At 46.8% G+C, this 18936-nt stretch carries 14 protein-coding genes and 2 tRNA genes; 15 read left to right on the forward strand and 1 reads right to left on the reverse strand.

Translation table 11 applies throughout. The annotated features are described in order from the left end of the window. Positions 1 to 47 precede the first annotated feature (47 nt). From HMPREF9441_RS14165 to trpS, 5 genes are all read left to right on the forward strand, one after another. Positions 48 to 1427, forward strand: coding sequence for a peptidylprolyl isomerase (locus HMPREF9441_RS14165; RefSeq protein ID WP_008622407.1), 1380 nt, complete (start codon positions 48 to 50; stop codon positions 1425 to 1427). Continuing rightward, the gene (locus tag HMPREF9441_RS14170; RefSeq protein WP_172634980.1) at positions 1424 to 3079 is read left to right on the forward strand and encodes an OstA-like protein; all 1656 of its coding nucleotides are present in this window, start codon (positions 1424 to 1426) and stop codon (positions 3077 to 3079) included. Before HMPREF9441_RS14165 ends, HMPREF9441_RS14170 begins: the two co-directional genes overlap by 4 nt. Before the next feature lie 3 nt (positions 3080 to 3082). Beyond that, on the forward strand, positions 3083 to 3379 hold the full coding sequence (locus HMPREF9441_RS14175; RefSeq protein WP_008622409.1) for an FtsB/FtsL family cell division protein: 297 nt from the start codon (positions 3083 to 3085) through the stop codon (positions 3377 to 3379). Between the two features lie 14 nt (positions 3380 to 3393). Continuing rightward, complete coding sequence (gene mutL, locus HMPREF9441_RS14180; RefSeq protein WP_008622410.1) at positions 3394 to 5244, forward strand: DNA mismatch repair endonuclease MutL; 1851 nt, start codon at positions 3394 to 3396, stop codon at positions 5242 to 5244. A 134-nt stretch (positions 5245 to 5378) separates the two neighbouring features. Next, positions 5379 to 6473 (forward strand): tryptophan--tRNA ligase, encoded by a 1095-nt coding sequence (gene trpS, locus HMPREF9441_RS14185; RefSeq protein ID WP_008622411.1) that lies wholly within the window; start codon positions 5379 to 5381, stop codon positions 6471 to 6473. 123 nt (positions 6474 to 6596) lie between these two features. Here the strand turns inward: trpS and HMPREF9441_RS14190 are convergent, their stop codons facing one another. Then, positions 6597 to 7175, reverse strand: coding sequence for a DapH/DapD/GlmU-related protein (locus tag HMPREF9441_RS14190; RefSeq protein WP_008622413.1), 579 nt, complete (start codon positions 7173 to 7175; stop codon positions 6597 to 6599). Positions 7176 to 7438: 263 nt separating this feature from the next. On the opposite strand from HMPREF9441_RS14190, the gene HMPREF9441_RS14195 reads away from it, so the two are divergent. The 10 genes from HMPREF9441_RS14195 to HMPREF9441_RS14235 all read left to right on the forward strand — a co-directional run bounded on the left by HMPREF9441_RS14195 (position 7439) and on the right by HMPREF9441_RS14235 (position 18894). Then, a tRNA-Val gene (locus tag HMPREF9441_RS14195) sits at positions 7439 to 7516 on the forward strand. A 34-nt stretch (positions 7517 to 7550) separates the two neighbouring features. Then, positions 7551 to 7628 (forward strand) — tRNA-Val (locus HMPREF9441_RS14200). 138 nt (positions 7629 to 7766) lie between these two features. Beyond that, complete coding sequence (gene purB, locus HMPREF9441_RS14205; RefSeq protein WP_008622415.1) at positions 7767 to 9113, forward strand: adenylosuccinate lyase; 1347 nt, start codon at positions 7767 to 7769, stop codon at positions 9111 to 9113. 82 nt (positions 9114 to 9195) lie between these two features. Further along, complete coding sequence (locus tag HMPREF9441_RS14210; protein WP_039865390.1) at positions 9196 to 10581, forward strand: pseudouridine synthase; 1386 nt, start codon at positions 9196 to 9198, stop codon at positions 10579 to 10581. Between the two features lie 24 nt (positions 10582 to 10605). Next, entirely contained in the window at positions 10606 to 12009 is a 1404-nt protein-coding gene (gene asnS, locus HMPREF9441_RS14215) for an asparagine--tRNA ligase (protein ID WP_039865402.1), read from the forward strand. A 533-nt stretch (positions 12010 to 12542) separates the two neighbouring features. Beyond that, entirely contained in the window at positions 12543 to 12710 is a 168-nt protein-coding gene (locus tag HMPREF9441_RS18665; protein ID WP_172634977.1) for a hypothetical protein, read from the forward strand. Between the two features lie 13 nt (positions 12711 to 12723). Next, entirely contained in the window at positions 12724 to 14883 is a 2160-nt protein-coding gene (locus tag HMPREF9441_RS14220; RefSeq protein ID WP_244949785.1) for a fimbrillin family protein, read from the forward strand. A gap of 279 nt (positions 14884 to 15162) precedes the next feature. Then, positions 15163 to 15843, forward strand: coding sequence for an outer membrane beta-barrel protein (locus tag HMPREF9441_RS14225; RefSeq protein WP_244949786.1), 681 nt, complete (start codon positions 15163 to 15165; stop codon positions 15841 to 15843). Positions 15844 to 15868: 25 nt separating this feature from the next. Beyond that, on the forward strand, positions 15869 to 16996 hold the full coding sequence (locus tag HMPREF9441_RS14230; RefSeq protein WP_008622423.1) for a BamA/TamA family outer membrane protein: 1128 nt from the start codon (positions 15869 to 15871) through the stop codon (positions 16994 to 16996). 521 nt (positions 16997 to 17517) lie between these two features. Then, positions 17518 to 18894: a DUF4998 domain-containing protein gene (locus HMPREF9441_RS14235; RefSeq protein ID WP_244949787.1), complete on the forward strand. Its 1377-nt coding sequence runs from the start codon at positions 17518 to 17520 to the stop codon at positions 18892 to 18894. Positions 18895 to 18936 lie beyond the last annotated feature (42 nt).

Here is an 18936-nt window from a genome sequence, read left to right on the forward strand (position 1 = left end):
AGCCTTGAATAACACTATCTTCGTAGGCAGTTTAGAACAAGTAGTATATGAATCTTTTTAAGAAGTTATTATATGCATTTGTATTCCTTTTCGAAGGGATACAAATGCATTTGTTTGCACAAAGCCCGAATAACGTGGTGGATGAAGTGATTTGGGTGGTGGGCGATGAAGCAATTTTGCGTTCCGATGTGGAGGCAGCCCGTATGGATTTCGGGGCGAACATCTCCGGTAATCCTTATTGTGTCATTCCCGAACAGTTGGCTATACAGAAATTATTTTTGCATCAGGCACAGTTGGACAGTGTGGAAGTCGAGAACTCCCAGATTTCCGCCAACATGGAGGCACGTTTGAATGAATTGATCATGCGTGCCGGTTCGAAAGAGAAGTTGGAAGAATATTATCATAAGACGATGACGCAGATTCGTGAGATGATGTTCGAATCTCTTAAAGAACAATACACAGTACAAAGAGTACGGGAGAACTTGACTTCGGACATCAAGGTGACACCGGCCGAGGTGCGGCGTTATTTTAAAGATATGCCGGAAGATAGTTTGCCGTGGATTTCCGATCAGGTGGAAGTGCAGATTATAACCCAGCAACCTCGTATCCCACAGGAAGAAATAGAGAGGGTAAAGGCAGAGTTGCGTGATTATACCGACCGTGTCAATAATGGAGAGTCCTCATTTTCCACTTTAGCCATCCTTTATTCGGAGGATCCGGGTTCGGCTCGTTATGGAGGAGAAATGGATTACGTGGGGCGTGGAGAGTTGGATCCGGCTTTTGCCAACGTGGCTTTCAGTTTGACCGACCCTAAGAAAATATCGAAAGTAGTGGAGTCAGAGTATGGTTTCCATATCATTCAGTTGGTGGACAAGCGTGGAGATAAGGTAAAGGTACGTCATATATTGCGTAAGCCTAAGTTAGCTCAAGCTGATATTGATACGACGATGGTGCGTATGGATTCCATAGCCGAGGATATCCGTAAGGAGAAATATTCCTTTGAGGAGGCCGCTACTTTCTTGTCCGATGATAAGGACAGCCGTAACAACCGGGGGCTGATGACGAATGTGAAGTTCGACCAATCGGTGGGCGACCAAATCCGTACGTCTCGTTTCCAATTACAGGAATTGCCGGCCGAAGTGGCTAAAGTGGTTTCCACGATGAAGACCGGAGAGATTTCCAATCCTTTCTTGATGGTTAACTCTAAAGGCAAGGAAGTGTGTGCCGTGGTAAAATTGAAAACGCATATTAAAGCACACCGGGCTTCGATGTCGGAGGATTTTCAAGTGCTGAAGGATGTGGTCATGGCCAAGTTGCAGGAACAGAAAATCAATCAATGGATAAAAGATAAGCAGAAATCTACTTACATACGTATTAACGAAGGTTGGGGGGATTGTGATTTTGAATATCCCGGATGGATAAAATGAAGGATAAAAAACAGAATAAAAGAATAAACGGCGGGCATAGATTACTTTTCTTTTGTATTCTATGCCTGTTTGGGCTTTATGTTGCGGTGTCTTATGCTGAAGAGCAGCCGCAGCGGGAGCAGTCGAAGACAAAGGTTATTTTGTTGCATACGGATAACCTTACGTACGACCAGTACCGGCATCCCGGTGCACAAATATTGACTGGAAATGTACAGTTCCAGCATGATGGGGTGCTGATGTATTGCGACAGTGCTTGTTTTTATGAGGCCACGAACTCATTCGATGCTTTCGGGCATGTGAAGATGGTACAGGGGGATACGTTGGATTTGGTTGGCGACATGTTGCTGTATAACGGTTTGGACCAGTTGGCCCGTGTCCGCTACAATGTGGTACTGACACATCGTGAATCCAAACTCTATACGGACAGTCTCGATTACGACCGTCTGTATGAACTGGGATATTTTTTCGAAGGAGGAAAGTTGGTAGACAAAGACAATGTGTTGACTTCCGATTGGGGGCAATATAGTCCGCCTACGCGTCAGGCCGTGTTTAATTATAATGTGAAGTTGGAGAACCCGAAGTTTACGTTGATTTCCGATACGTTGAACTATAATACCCTGACGAGTATGGCAGAGATTGTCGGTCCTTCCAATATCGACAGCGGCGACAATCATATTTATTCCGAGTCGGGCTTTTACAATACCCAGACAGAGGAAGCCATCTTGCTCGACCGTTCCATTGTGACCAACAAGGGGCGTAAGATGGTGGGCGACAGTTTGTATTATGACAGCAAGTCCGGTGTGGGAGAAGGTTTTCGTAATGTGGTCTACACCGACGAGGTGAATAAAAACATGCTGACGGGAAACTATTGTTACTATAATGACAGTACCGGTTATTCCATGGCGACGGACAGTGCGGTAGCTATAGATTATTCGCAACGTGACACGATGTACATGCATGCCGACACGTTCAAAGTGTACACTTTCTATATGGATACCGATAGCATGTACCGCGAAGTCCGGGGCTATTACAAGGTGCGTTCCTACCGTATGGATGTCCAGTCGGTTTGCGACTCTTTGGTGTTCGATTCGCGTGATACTTGCATCACGATGTACCGTGACCCTATCGTATGGAACGGCGGGCAGCAAGTATTGGGAGAGGTGATTAAAGTTTATTTGAACGATTCTACCATAGACCGGATTCATGTCATAGACCAGACGCTTTCCGTGGAGCGGATCGACTCGGTGCATTATAATCAAGTGGCCGGAAAAGAGATGACTTCCTACTTTCGTGACGGGGAGATGTATGAGACGTGGGTGAACGGCAACGTTTATGTGGATTATTATATGTTCGACGACGACAGTTTGATGATAGGGTTGAACTATACGGAAACCACTGAGCTTAAATTGTTTATGAAGGACCGGAAAATGGAGAAGATATGGATGCCGGCCTCTACGGGGGTAATCTATCCGATAGTCATGATACCGCCCAATCGGCTTTATCTGTCCAATTTTGCCTGGTTCGATTATATCCGTCCGTTGAACAAAGACGATATATTCGTATGGCGCCCCAAGAAGTCCGGGACGGAGCTTAAGGCGTCTTACAAGCACAAGGCACCTTTACAATCTTTGGATCAAATCAAAAAGAAATAGTTTATGGCACTCTTTAAGACACGAGAACCTCGAAAGTTCCATCATCCTTATATATATATAAATGAACGAAAAGAAAAACTGAAGGCCATAGAAGAGCGTGCCAAACGAGAGTTGGGCATGCTGCCGCCGAAGGAGTTCAATCCGGAAGATATCCGCGGAACTTTCGTGAAAGGGACAAAGCATTTGCGGCGCAGGAAAGAAAGCGGGCGTAAGCCTATGAAATGGGGAGTAGCATTGATTATTATCGGTGCGTTGCTTTTCATTTGGCATTATTTATTGACTGGAAGTTTTCGGTTTTAAGCATATCCTGAAAGATGAGTGATATTATACATTTGCTGCCGGACTCGGTAGCAAACCAGATTGCTGCCGGTGAAGTGATACAACGACCGGCCTCTGTGATAAAAGAATTGGTTGAAAATGCCGTGGACGCCTCGGCCACACGGATTGACGTATTGGTGGAAGATGCGGGCAAGACTTCTATTCAAGTAGTGGACGACGGGAAGGGGATGTCAGAGACCGATGCGCGTCTTTCGTTCGAACGTCACGCTACGTCCAAGATACGTGAAGCCAGTGATTTGTTCGCTTTGCGTACAATGGGCTTTCGGGGAGAGGCTTTGGCTTCTATTGCGGCTGTGGCCCAAGTAGAATTGAGAACCCGTCAAGCCGGGAGCGAATTGGGGACGTGTGTGAATATCGAAGGTTCCCAACTGGTAGGACAGGAGCCGGTTTCCTGTGCGCCGGGAAGTAATTTCCTGATACGGAATCTTTTCTTTAACGTGCCTGCACGTCGCAAGTTCTTGAAATCCAATCAGACCGAGCTGAGTAATATATTGCAAGAGTTTGAGCGCGTGGCTTTAGTGCATGAAGACATAGCTTTCTCTTTGACACAAAACGGCAGTGTCGTGCTCAGTTTGCCAAAATCCACATTGCGCCAACGTATCATCAATATTTTCGGTAAGAAACTCAACGAGCAACTTTTGGCTGTCGATGTAGAGACTTCTTTGGTCCGTTTGTCCGGTTTCGTGGGTAAACCGGATTCTGCCCGTAAGAAAGGAGCCCATCAATACTTCTTCGTGAACGGACGTTATATGCGTCATCCTTATTTCCACAAAGCAGTGATGGAGGCTTTCGAACAGTTGATACCCGTAGGTGAGCAGGTGTCCTATTTCCTCTATTTCGAAGTAGACCCGGCCAATATCGACGTGAATATCCATCCTACGAAGACGGAAATCAAGTTTGAAAACGAACTGGCCATCTGGCAGATTATAGTGGCAGCGGTGAAAGAGTCGTTAGGGCGCTTCAATGCCGTGCCTACGATTGATTTCAACACGGAAGGTGCTCTGGACATTCCTGTATTTGGCAATGCTTTTTCTCCGGCAACCGTTGAAGCTCCGGTATTGGAAGTGAATCCCGATTTCAATCCTTTTAAGTCCGGCTCTTCTTCCGGTTATAAATCGCAGCGGATGGATTGGGAACCTTTGTATGACGGAATGGAGAAAAGCGCGTCTCCTGCAGTGACGAACGATTTCGGGGGAGGAGATTTTTCATCCTCCGTCCCCGACGATCTGACTTTGTATGCGGATACAAAGGATACCTTTGAAAAATCGACCCAGCATTATCAGTATAAAGGCAAATATATCATGACGGCGGTGAAATCCGGACTGATGATTATCGACCAGCATCGTGCACATATCCGTGTGCTTTACGACCGTTATCGTAAACAAATGGAGGGAAGCAACGGACAGTCTCAAGGGTTGCTTTTTCCCGAAATGCTACAGTTGCCGCCGTCAGAAGGCATTGTGTTGGAACATCTGGCAGACGACTTGCATGCTTTGGGCTTCGATTTGTCCGTGTTGGGCGGCGGAAGTTTCTCCATTAACGCCGTCCCTTCCGGAACAGAAGGATTGAATCCTGTGGAAATGGTGCGCGGCATTGTGCATTCTTCCATAGAAAAGGGATGTAATGTAGAGGAAGATGTACGCCATTATATCGCTTTGTCGCTGGCTCGAAGCGCCGCCATTGTGCAGGGGCAGGTGCTGTCCAATGAAGAAATGGAGGCTTTGGTAGACGACTTGTTCGTCTGTCGTAATCCCAATCAGACCCCTGACGGCAAGGTCGTTGTGGCCATATTGGAGCAGGATGATTTAGACCAGCTTTTTGGGTGAACCTCATTGTTTCTTCAGGGCATTCTCTGTGTCTTTTCATAAAATAGGCGGCATCTCGGCAAATATTCCAAGCGAGCTTGATATTTTGCTCTCGATTTGCACTATCTTTGCAGAACTAATTATACAGACAGAAAATGAAGCAGGAAAAAATTGTATTGACGGGAGACCGTCCTACGGGAAAATTGCATATCGGCCATTATGTAGGCTCTTTACGAAGAAGAGTGGAGTTGCAAAACTCCGGTCAGTTCGATAAAATATTCATCTTTGAAGCAGATGCCCAGGCCTTGACGGACAATATAGACAATCCGGAAAAGGTACGGCAGAACGTGATAGAAGTGGCGCTCGATTATTTGGCCTGCGGCATCGATCCGGCCAAGTCCACCATCTTCATCCAGTCGCAGATACCGGAGTTGTGCGAGCTGTCTTTCTATTTCATGGATTTGGTGTCCGTGTCGCGCCTGCAACGTAATCCTACGGTGAAGACAGAAATACAAATGCGTAACTTCGAGGCGAGCATTCCCGTGGGGTTCTTCACTTATCCTATCAGTCAGGCTGCCGACATTACGGCTTTCAAAGCGACGACCGTACCGGTGGGAGAGGACCAGGAGCCGATGTTGGAACAGGCGCGTGAGATTGTCCGTCGTTTCAACTATATCTACGGGGATACGCTTGTGGAGCCCAATATCCTGTTGCCGGAAAATGCCGCTTGCTTGCGCTTGCCGGGTACCGACGGCAAGGCTAAAATGAGCAAGTCTCTCGGTAACTGTATTTATTTGTCAGACTCGGCAGACGAGGTGGAGAAGAAGATACGCACCATGTACACTGACCCCAACCACCTGAAGGTGTCCGATCCCGGACAAGTGGAGGGCAATACGGTGTTTACTTATCTGGATGCTTTTTCCCGTCCGGAGCATTTCGGCCGTTATTTGCCGGATTATGCCGATTTGGAGGAGCTGAAAGCCCATTACCGCCGTGGAGGTTTGGGCGACGTGAAGGTGAAAAAGTTCCTTGCAGCCGTGATGCAGGAAGAACTGGAGCCTATCCGTCAGCGTCGTAAGGAGTTCGAACAAGATATTCCGGCGGTATATGAGATGTTGAAGAAAGGATGTGAGGCGGCTCGCGCCGTAGCGGCCGACACCTTGTCGGAGGTGCGTAAGGCCATGAAGATAAATTATTTCGACGATGAGGCCTTGATTGCCGAGCAGGCTGCCCGTTTTAGTGGAAAATGATATAGTCCGGAAAGAAATGAATACCATCCGTCGTGGGATTTTGCTCCTACGACGGATTTTTTTATGAACAAGCCACACTCCAAAATGCAGGAATGAGCGATGCCGAGGCGTAAATACTGTTACTCAAAGGTCTATGGTACGGTCGATGTACTTTATCACTTTGGCCGGTACTCCTCCTACTATGGCACGTGCAGGAACGTCCTTGTTTACCACCGCACCTGCCGCTACGATGGCGTGGTCTCCAATGGTCACGCCCGCCAAGATGGTGGCATGTGCGCCTATCCATACACCTTTTCCGATATGGATGGGCGAATGATAAAGGTTCTGACGGTCATCGGGGGCAAAGCCGTGATTTAGCGTAGCCATCACCACGCTATGCCCAATCAAAGTACCGTCACCAATAAAGATGCCACCTTGGTCTTGAAACTGACAACAGGAATTGATGAAGACATTCTTTCCGAGATGGATGTTTTTCCCGAAATCGGTATAAAAGGGAGGAAATAGGCGAAAGGAATCGTCCACCTTGTTATCGGTAATCCGGCTGAACAGGGCGACAATTTCTTCGGGAGAGTGGTAAGAGCCGTTCAAGTCGAAGAGCAAACGGCGGGTGGCATCGCTCTGTTCGCGCATGAAAGTAATCATTTCCTCGCCGGCCAAGGGCTTGCCTGTTGCAATCATCTGTTGAAATCGTTCTAATGTCATGTCCGTTCTGTTAAAATGATAATGCAAAGTTATCGGTTTCTCTCCATTGTAATGGTATATAAATTACGGAAAAGAATACCCGAATTGCTGTATCTTCAGGTCGGGGGTGCGGTACGTTTGGGGTGGGGATTTTAGTAGCTATCCGCTCTTTGAGGATACTTCGGGCGGATAACTTTACCTTTTGGTGCAAAAAAAAGTGCGTCAAAAATTTGCAGAAACGAAAAAAAGGCGTACCTTTGCATCGATTTTGAAACGAAAGAGAGGGGCGCTTAGCTCAGCCGGTTCAGAGCATCTGCCTTACAAGCAGAGGGTCGGGGGTTCGAATCCCTCAGCGCCCACCACAGATTCTTTTTCTCTTTCGTGTCATAGCAAGAGGGGCGCTTAGCTCAGCCGGTTCAGAGCATCTGCCTTACAAGCAGAGGGTCGGGGGTTCGAATCCCTCAGCGCCCACCACGCAGGAAGACACTTGGAAGGTGTCTTTTTTGTTTTATGTCATCAATCTCTGTTTTTTCGATAACTTTTCTCTATTTTAATATGTGCGAATCGATAAAATGAACTATTTTTGTAGCATAAATAATACGTATTACTTTTATGGAATTGGATTTGTTGACGGCTATTTCTCCGATAGACGGCCGTTATAGAGGTAAAACAGAGGCTTTGGCTTCCTACTTTTCTGAATACGCGCTTATTCGCTATCGCGTGCGTGTAGAGATTGAATACTTTATTACTTTGTGCGAATTGCCTTTGCCGCAGTTGGCTGATTTCAATCATGATTTGTTTTCCCGTTTGCGTGACATCTACCGGAATTTCACGGAAGCGGATGCCAGACGGGTGAAGGAAATAGAGAGCGTGACGAACCATGATGTGAAGGCTGTGGAGTATTTTATCAAGGAAGAGTTTGATAAAATAGGAGGTCTTGAGGCTTATAAGGAATTCATTCATTTCGGCCTGACATCTCAGGACATCAACAATACATCGGTTCCTTTGTCCATCAAAGAAGCTTTGGAGGAATGTTACTATCCCCAGATGGAGGAACTGATAGCCCAGCTTCGCGCGTATGCCGAGGAATGGAACGACGTGTCCATGTTGGCCAAGACACACGGACAGCCTGCTTCGCCTACCCGTTTGGGGAAAGAAGTTATGGTATTTGTCTATCGTCTGGAACGCCAGTTGGAGATGCTTAAAGCGTGCCCCATTACAGCCAAGTTCGGCGGAGCGACGGGGAATTACAATGCCCATCATGTGGCCTACCCCCGTTACGATTGGAAGTCGTTCGGCAATAATTTTGTGGCTGATAAGTTGGGGTTGGAGCGTGAGGAATATACGACCCAGATTTCCAATTACGACAATTTGGGAGCGGTTTTCGATGCCATGAAGCGCATCAATACGATTTTGATAGACCTGGACCGTGACTTCTGGCAGTACGTGTCTATGGAGTACTTCAAACAGAAGATTAAAGCCGGCGAGGTCGGTTCCAGTGCCATGCCTCATAAGGTGAACCCGATAGATTTCGAGAATAGCGAAGGTAATTTGGGTATAGCCAATGCCATATTGGCACATTTGAGTATGAAATTACCGGTGTCGCGTTTACAGCGCGACTTGACGGACTCCACAGTCTTGCGCAATGTCGGTGTACCTATGGGGCACATGGTGATTGCCATCCAGAGCACGCTGAAAGGTTTGCGTAAGTTGTTGCTGAACCGTGAGGCCATCAATGCCGATTTGGACAACTGTTGGGCGGTCGTGGCCGAAGCCATCCAGACGATTCTGCGCCGGGAGGCATATCCTCATCCTTATGAGGCTTTGAAAGCTTTGACTCGTACGAACCAGGCTATAACGGAAGAATCCATTAAGAATTTCATAGAGGGGCTGGCTGTCAGTGAAGAGGTGAAGCAGGAGCTTCGTGCCATTACGCCCCACTCTTACACGGGAATTTAAAAATGTTGACCGGAGATGCGACTGGCCCGCGAGGGCGAACGCAGTCTCCTTGTTTTAATTATTATATAGAAAGGAAAAAAGTATGGAAGACGAAAAATGGCAGGATAATTTTGCTCCTGAAGGAACAGAGCGTAGCCGTGAGGGCTATAAGCCATTCGACAGTGAGAACAACAATCGGAGTTTAAATCGTACAGGACGTGAAGGCCGTGTCATGAGGCCGCGGATTCAGCGGGCTGAACGGGCTTATACGGCCAATGGTGCCGATGGCGCACAGGAGGGACGACCTTTCCGGCCGTCTTACAACCGTGAAGATCGTGGTTTCGGTGGCGAACAGCGTAGTTACGGTAGTGGCCAGCGTCCTTATCGCAGCTATCAGCCCCGTCAGGATTATAATCGTGAGGGCGGATATGCCAACCGCGAAGGAGGCTATAACCGCGAGGGCGGTTTCCGTCCGAATAATGGAGGGTATCGTCGTGAAGGCGGATATGGTAATCGTGAAGGAGGTTATAACCGTGAGGGCGGCTTCCGTCCGAACAACGGTGGTTACCGTCGCGAAGGCGGTTACGGTAACCGTGAAGGAGGCTATCGCGACAATAATGGTGGCGGTTTCCGTCGTCCGCAAGGCGGCTATGGTAACAACCGTTTCGGTGGAGGCAGGCCGCAGCAGCGCCGTACCGGTAATTACGACCCCAATGCCAAATATAGCATGAAGAAACAGATTGAGTATAAAGAACTCAATGTGGATCCGGATGCTCCGATTCGTTTGAACAAGTTCTTGGCCAATGCCGGAGTTTGTTCCCGTCGTGAAGCGGACGAATTTATTACGGCAGGTGTAGTGAGTGTCAACGGGACGGTGGTTACAGAGTTGGGAACGAAGGTAAAACGTACGGATGAAGTGAAGTTCCACGAGCAGCCTGTGAGCATCGAGCGCAAGGTGTATGTCCTGCTGAACAAACCGAAAGATTACGTGACCACGAGCGACGATCCGCAAAACCGCAAGACCGTGATGGATTTGGTCAAGAACGTTTGTCGTGAACGTATTTATCCGGTGGGACGTCTTGACCGTAACACTACGGGTGTATTGTTGTTTACTAACGATGGGGAACTGGCTTCCAAGCTGACACATCCCAAATTCCTGAAAAAGAAAATCTACCATGTGACGACCGACAAGAACGTAACGGCAGCCGATATGCGGCAGATAGCCGAGGGCATCACGTTGGAAGACGGGGAAATACGTGCAGACGCCATCGACTATGCCAGTCCTACCGATAAGAAACAGGTTGGTATTGAAATTCATTCCGGTAAAAACCGTATTGTGCGCCGCATATTCGAAGCTTTAGGTTACCGTGTGGTGAAGCTCGACCGCGTGTTGTTTGCCGGGTTGACGAAAAAGAACGTCCGTCGAGGCGACTGGAGATTCCTGACAGAGCAGGAGGTCAACATGTTGCGCATGGGGGCGTTCGAATGATAGGATATCATAAAGATGAAAAAAATGGAAACTATTCGTAGAATAAAGATTATAGATGTACTGAAACGTGAGGACTACGGTTCGGAGGTCAATGTAAAAGGTTGGGTGCGTACGCGCCGTGGCAGTAAATCTGTCCACTTTATCGCTTTGAATGACGGGTCGACGATTAATAATGTACAGGTAGTGGCCGATGCGGATAAGTTTGATGATGAACTGATTAAACTCATCACGACCGGGGCTTGCCTGAGTGTGACAGGTGAATTGGTGCAAAGTGTAGGTTCGGGACAAGCCGTGGAGATCCAGGCCCGTGCAATAGAGGTGTTGGGTACGTGCGGTTCGGATTATCCGATGCAGAAGAAAGGGCAGAGCATGGAATATATGCGTACGCATGCCCACATGCGTTTGCGTACCAATACGTTCGGTGCGGTGTTCCGTATCCGTCATCACATGGCGATGGCCATCCATCGTTATTTCCATGAACATGGCTTTTTCTATTTCCATACGCCGATTATTACGGGCAGCGATTGCGAAGGAGCCGGACAGATGTTTCAGGTGACTACGAAGAACCTCTATGACCTGAAGAAGGACGACGAAGGAAAGATAGACTATTCCGACGATTTCTTCGGCAAGACGACTTCGCTGACCGTATCCGGACAGTTGGAAGGAGAGTTGGGGGCCACGGCTTTGGGTGCCATTTATACTTTCGGCCCTACGTTCCGTGCGGAGAACTCCAACACACCGCGCCATTTGGCTGAATTTTGGATGATCGAACCCGAAGTGGCTTTCAACGACATCCGTGACAATATGGATTTGGCAGAGGACTTCATCAAGTACTGCGTGCGTTGGGCTTTGGATAATTGCCAGGACGATTTGGCTTTCCTGAACAAGATGATCGACAAGACGTTGCTCGAACGTCTGAACTTCGTGGTGGAGAACGACTTTGTGCGTTTGCCCTACACGAAAGGTATCGAGATTCTGGAGGAAGCCGTGAAGAACGGCCGCAAGTTCGAATTCCCGATATATTGGGGAGCCGATTTGGCCAGCGAACATGAGCGTTACTTGGTGGAAGAGTATTTCAAGCGTCCCGTCATTCTGACGGATTATCCGAAGGAAATCAAGGCTTTCTACATGAAGATGAACGACGATGGGAAGACGGTGCGTGCCATGGACGTGTTGTTCCCGCAAATCGGCGAGATCATCGGTGGTTCCGAGCGTGAAGAGAACTATGACAAGTTGATGGCCCGTATCGAGGAGCTGAATATCCCGATGAAGGACATGTGGTGGTATCTCGACACCCGTCGTTTCGGAACATGTCCGCATAGTGGTTTCGGTTTGGGTTTCGAGCGTTTGATTTTGTTCGTCACCGGAATGCAGAACATCCGCGATGTCATTCCTTTCCCCCGTACCCCGAAGAACGCAGAGTTCTAAACCTGTTGCTCTCCTGCGTGGGAGACAGATATAAGAGAAGGATGCCCGCTTGCGGGCATCCTTCTCTTATAAATCCCTTTTGTTGGAAAATAGAAATTTTATAATCGTTTGTATTACAGTAACTTTAAAATTCCTTGAGATTGATTTTTCGTTTGGCTGAGAATGAAAGACAAATCTCAGGAGATTGATTTTGGGAAATGTGTTTTATAGATTTTTCTTAAAATGGGAACTGTGAAGAAGACTCTTCCGTTCGTCTCTTACGAAGAGATAGATCGGACGCACCAAAATTACGAAAAAAAAGTAAAACTGTATTGTTTGTGATATATAAATCAGCTTCTTAAACTTCATTTTTAACTTTTTCGATAAAATCCGTGTTATGAATTTTGTTTCTAAAGTTTAATGATTGGCATAACCTGAATCTTTTGTGTATTTGAAAATCAGTTTAATAACGTATTGAGTCTATCTCTTCGTAAGAGATAAAACAGATATCCTTAGGGCATTGGACGAAAAAAGTAATTTGATGTATTAATATAATGGATAAAGAAATGGGAAAAAAGAATTTATTGCGGCATGGTTATGTAGTTCCGCAGTGTGACGTTCTCCGAATGGATTGTGAGGAATTGTTGTGTGGCAGTGAACAACGAGGAATGGCTGTTCATGAAGGTTTCGTGGAAGAAGATTATACGGATATTTGGAATTAAAGAAATGGACGGAATGAAAACTTCAAGGTTATTTCATGGGGTGGCTCTCTTGGCCATAGGGGTATTGGCTTCTTGCAGCCAAGATGAAGTTGTAGGAGGAAAAGAGGGCAGGCTGTCTGTTCCGTTGGTTTTTACGGCCGGAACTCCGAGTACCCGTACGCAGTTGGTTAATGGAACCCAAGTTTATTGGACAAAGGGTGATGCCATAAGTGTGATGGACGAGGATATGGGAAAAAATTACAGGTTTTCTACTGGGGGAAGCGGTATGCTTGTTACTTTTGAAGGGGAAGCTCCTGCAGTGGAAACCTACTATGCAGTTTATCCTTATACGGAAAAAGCTTTTTATATCCCGTATTATCAGACACTTTCTGCTCTTGCCCTTTCGGCAGACCAACAGGCGGTGGATGGAACATTCGCCACGGGGCTGAATATGTCATGGGCCACGGCGAAAAGTAGCGATATGGTTTTCCAATTTCATAATATTACGGCATTGGTCAAGTTTTCTTTAAGCGGTAAGTTGTTGCCGGGGATCGAGACCATAACCTTGACTGGCAACAGGGGAGAGGCTTTGGCCTATGGCGAATTTGAATGGAGCCTGAAAGATGATGCTTTAGGGGCGCGTACAGCTTCGCCCTCTTCTACCATTACGTTGCATGCACCTGAGGGCGGTTTCAAAACGGACGTAAACTATTATTTTACCATCGTGCCGGGTGTGGACGTTTTTCAGAAAGGTTTGGTTGTGACGTGCAACGACAAGGACGGACATGCACTTATGACGAAATCCTCTGATAAGGCGATTGAAGTGAAATCCGGTAAAATACTCAATATCGGCTCCATTGAAGTGAATGGCGAACCGGAAGACGGATATGAAGTAGTGGATGGTACTTGGTGGGTGTACAATGCCAAGGGACTGAAGGCTTGGGCTGAACAGGCCAACGAGGGGAAGACTTATTTGGATGTACGTCTGGTCAACGACATTGATTTGACAGGTGTGGAATGGGAGCCAGTAGGTAATATCGATAATCCTTATCTCGGCACGTTCGATGGAAATGGCAAGACCATAACAGGATTGAAACTGAACTCTTCTGTACATTATGTAGGATTCTTCGGGGCTTTGGCCAAAGGTTCTGAAGTGAAAGGTCTTACTTTTAAGAATGCAGAGGCAATGGCCACGGACGACGCGTCGTATTGCGGCATTTTGGCAGGGAGTTGTTGTGGCTCGGTGACAGGCGTGAACCTTGATGGGGCGAAAGTAGGTGGTTATGCAATAGGCGGTTTGATAGGTTCATTGGGTTATGGATCTACTAACGGGGGAACATTGGAGGATGCGCGAATTACCGGAAAGCTTGAACTGGACGGAAGGGTAGGGCAGGAAAAATCTGATAAGACAGCCGGAGGAGCGGTCGGTTCCGCCGTCTATTATTCCACTCGGATACGTAATGTGACGGTAGAGGCAGATTTCACATTTACCGGAGCTTCGGAACATACTTTTGAAAGGGTCGGTTTGTTAGTGGGCTATATGCACTTGTCCGATGTGGAGAATTGCCATGTGGTGCTCGTGAACGACGTGCAGGTAAATACGTGTAACCTTGGTGGAATTGTCGGTGAAATGGAACAGGTTTGTGGCATTACGGCTTCTTCCATTTCTGCTAAACAGAATTGGGCTGATTTGGCTTCCCTCTTTGCTGATGAGGTTTACCACACGGTGGGTGGTGTAGTAGGCAAATGTCGGTATAACAATACGGTTTCTGGATGCTATGTGGCTGGTGTCAGGCTTGTAAGTAATTCCGGAAGGTATAACACTATGGCCGGGATTGTGGCTGATTTGGATGAGATGGGCACGGTGAACAGTTGTTATTTCAATGGGATGATTTCCAAGAAAGAAAATTCTCTGGAGAACAGGTTGGGAGCCATCGTATCCAAGAAAACGAATCCGGCTACGTTTATAGAATGTTATTGGTATTCGCCTACGGCGGGACTGAAGGACACCTATGACGGAAATGAAGCCGAGATTTCCGAGGCATCGCCGGAGTATTGGGTGAACTATGCGGAGAATATGAATAATGAGCTGGCCAAGCTTAACGTAGGTAAGGCATACGAGTATGTGGAGAATACGTTGGGGAACAAAGAGAACGTGCCTCTTGTGATACGTAAGAAAGTAGTGGAAGAGTAATCGCGTGTTGATAGGTCTGCTTAAGGTCGTTGGATATGGAACGGGAAGTGTTTTTGTATGGCATTTCCCGTTCTGTATGTATATGTGCATATTGTAGATCTTGTCTATTTTTGTACCGTAACCATCCAAACCCCGTCGTGTTTTTCATTTGTACAAAAATTCCGCTTTTTGCAGTAAACAAATGTCATGTTCAACCTGAATGAAAACAATATTCAATGAAAAGGACTTTGTTGCAGTTTACAAAGCTCGTACCTTTGCATCGTTTTAAAAATGATGCAGATGAATAATAAACGGACTTTCGCCATTATTGTATTCGCGTTGGTTTGTGTCGGTACAACTTGTGCCCAATCTGAGGCAATAACGGTGTCTGAAACCCCATCTCAGGAAAAGCAAAACATAGTATTTACCGGAGGGGCAATATTGGAAGGCAACTTATCCGGTTTTTTCCATTCCGGGATAAAAGATGGGAATAACGTCATGAAGGCCGGATTCTCCCTTGGGGGATTTTTGAATCTGGGTGTTATACGGTCGTTTTCAGTACAAGGCGAGATGTTGTTCCATTATAAAAATTCCGAGTTTGAGCAAGGAAGCCAGTGTGGGGACTTGGTTTATTGGGGAGTAGAAATACCGGTCTATGCCATGTACCATTATACTTTTTCAAGGGGCGGTTGTCTGCAAGTCGGAATAGGCCCTTATACGGAGTTCGGTTTCGATGCAAAGTTCAAGCATGGAGGGAAGGAGGCAGACCTTTATGAAAAGGACGGGAGTACGGGGCTGGCGGCCTTTCAAGAGTCGAATAGCGGTTTTGGGGCAAAGGTCGGATATGAATTCGTGTCCGGTTTCCAAATTAACGCAAGTTATAAGGCCAGCATAAGCAACCTGCTTGATGCCAACAGCAGCCAAGTTAAAATCCATCCCCATGCCATAAGCGTCGGAGTGGCTTACCGTTTTGGAAAATAGATAACGCAATACTTTATAAAAAGCGATGAAACAAAATCTGATTATAATAGTTCTGCTATTAGGCAGTGTGTCTTTGGCTTTTGCGCAAGAATCCGGAGGAAACAAGTTCAAGAAGTATTGGAATAGTCTTGTGAACGGGAATGTGGACCGTACTTATGAGAAGAAAGTCGATATGAGTTATGCTGTGGCACCTTGCTATGCCCGTGAGGGAGGCGTGGGCATCGGTGGAGGTGCAACGGGATTATACCGTTTGGATCGCAGGGATTCCACCATGCAGCCGTCTGACTTCTCTGTGACAGGAAGTATGGCGGTAAAAGGCTTTTATGGAATAACTGTAAAGGGGAACAATAATTTTAAAGGGAATAGAACTCGTTTGTCTTACCTATTGCAGTTCCAAAACAAGAATTTGGATTTCTGGGGTATATCTTTTGATGCGTGCAGCTTGAATCCCATTTCGGCTTATAAGCGGCAGTTCGTGAAATGGGAGTCGGACTATGTGTACAAACTGGCCAAGGATTTCCATATAGGCGTGGCTCTTAATTTGAATTATACGAAAGCCTCAGATGTGATAAGTCCGTCTTATTTGGAGGGGCAGAAAAGCTCTTATTTCTTTACCGGAATCGGTGCTTCCATGTCGTATGACACCCGGGATTTCATATTGAACCCGAAGGAGGGAGTTTATTTCATGGTGAAAGAAGTCTATTATCCCGGCTTTGCAAGTTCGCATGGGAAAGACATATTTGCTACGACTTTGATTTTCGACTATTACCAAAGGGCGTGGAAGGGCTGTGTGTTTGCCCTTGATTTGTACGGTCAATTCAACGGGAACGATGTGCCTTGGGCTTTGCGCGAGGAGCTTGGAGGCGGGTCGAGCCGTATGCGTGGATATTATGGAGGACGTTACATAGACAATAATCAAGTTGCCGTACAATTGGAACTTCGTCAGCATATTTACAGTCGTGTCGGATGTGTGGCTTGGGTCGGCGGCGGAACAGTCTTCCCGTCTTTTGATAGGTTGATGGGTGAGAATATCCTACCCAATTATGGGGTGGGGGTGAGGTTGGAGTTCAAGCATAATGTGAATATCCGGTTGGATTACGGTTTCGGAAAAGAGACCGCAGGTTTTGTGTTCCAGTTTGCCGAAGCTTTTTGATATCTTTTTATACTGGAATGAATTCATTCCGGTATGGTATTGAAATATTGTGGATGGCCCGTCATTGACAGAGTGGGTGTCGATGGCGGGCTTTCTTGTCCGTTACGGATGTGCAGACCCACGTTTTCCGCTCTTTTCCTTTTGTAAAATCAGGTAAATGTAAGGGGATGGGAGATTCCGATAGGCTTCCGTTCGCTTCCGTCTCCTTCAGAAAAGTTTTTCCTTAAAAAGGTTCGCTTCTTTCATACTCTTTCTGTATCAATGCTTTAAGGTGAATGTTCTATCCTCGAAGTCTTCACCGAGGTTTCACCTCGGAAAAGGGGAAACGTGTAGAACTTTCGCCAACGAGTCTGTATTTGGACAGATATAATATAGTGTTAAAATAACAATAAAAATAGATTAAAAGATGTCGATAAAATACAAATTTTTGCCTGATTTGTTCAATATGAATAAAATATAAAAGGAATAATTTTGCGTATTAGATAAAGAAAACACAAAAATCAACCTTAAAACAAACATTTATGAGAAGACATTGGTATGAAGTATCCAAGCTATGCCTTGCGTTGTGTTGCATGGCATGTTTCTTCAACTGTTCCGAGGTGGAAATCGAACACAATGAGGAAAACGTGATTTATGTGAATGAAAGTTCATTGGAACTCTTTTGCGGGGAAACACGCCAATTGACGGCAAGTCCTACGGAAAGCACGTTCAGTTGGGTGAGTGAGGACCCGGAAATTGCGGATGTGGATGTTCACGGGATGGTCACCGCAAAAAGTAAGGGAAACACGAGGATTGTGGTGTCCTCCGGGGATAATAAGGAATATGTGGAAGTAGATGTAGAGGCACCCGCTTCCAAAAGCGTGCAAGCTCATGCCGGGAAAGGGAGAGTCCAATTCGAAGTCGTCATAGACAATGAGTATGTTCAGACCGTGAAGGTGGAATGCGTGACCGACCATACTTCCATGGAGCATGTGGTGGATGGGCAGAGTGGCGTGTTTAAGTTCTTCTACGAGGGTTTGGATGAAGATGCTCATAATTTTTCCGTGACTTGCATAGACCGGTTCGGTAACGTGTCAGACCCGGTGGAAGTTTCGGCCAATGTCTATGGGGCTGAATACCAGTCAGCGTTGCGGAACCGTGGTGTGGCGGTGGCTACGCGTTTCGGTAACGGGCTTGTCATCCAGTGGAAAGACATTCCGGGTGATTGTGTGCTGAACTACAAAAACGCACAAGGCGATGAAGTGGAGAAGGTAGTTCCGGCTTCCGAGACGAATACCTATTTGTACGACTTTTCTTCGGATTTGACTTATACCAGTCGTGCTCTTCCCGAGGTGGGGGCTGTGGATACTTTTACCGTGGGGCCCGACAGGTTGGAAGTCTTTGAAGACCTGCGTGCCGTACTGACATCTTCCACTCCTTGTGTGATTCACGCATTCAACTTCGATTTAGGCGGCGAGGGCGTGGGCTACCACGATGATGACCCCGGCAATAATTCCGGTAATAATTACCGTGCGGAGAAGGGAGACGTGAATAGTCCGGGCGTGGATTTGGAAGCCGGAGGCAACGTCGGTTATACTTCTCACGGCGAATGGCTCATGTATACGGTCCATGTGCAAGATGCGGGTACTTACGCCTTCGACCTCGAACGCGCAGTGAACAATGAGGGCCGGAACGGTTATTATTCCTTGGAGATAGACGGCGTGTCTACGGATTATGTGTTCATGCAGGACGACAACGATTGGAACGCTTATAAATGGCAGCATGAGACGTATCCGGAGAACCAGCCCCAAATAAACTTTACGGAGGGAAAACACACGGTGAAGTTTGTTTTGGGGAAAGATGGAGACCACGGAAAAGTGAATTTCCGCAATCTTCGTTTCACCTTTGTGGGCGAGTGATATATAAAACGATCAGAGCAATCTAAACGGTCTAAACAATCT

The organism is Paraprevotella clara YIT 11840 (assembly GCF_000233955.1).
Classification (GTDB): domain Bacteria; phylum Bacteroidota; class Bacteroidia; order Bacteroidales; family Bacteroidaceae; genus Paraprevotella; species Paraprevotella clara.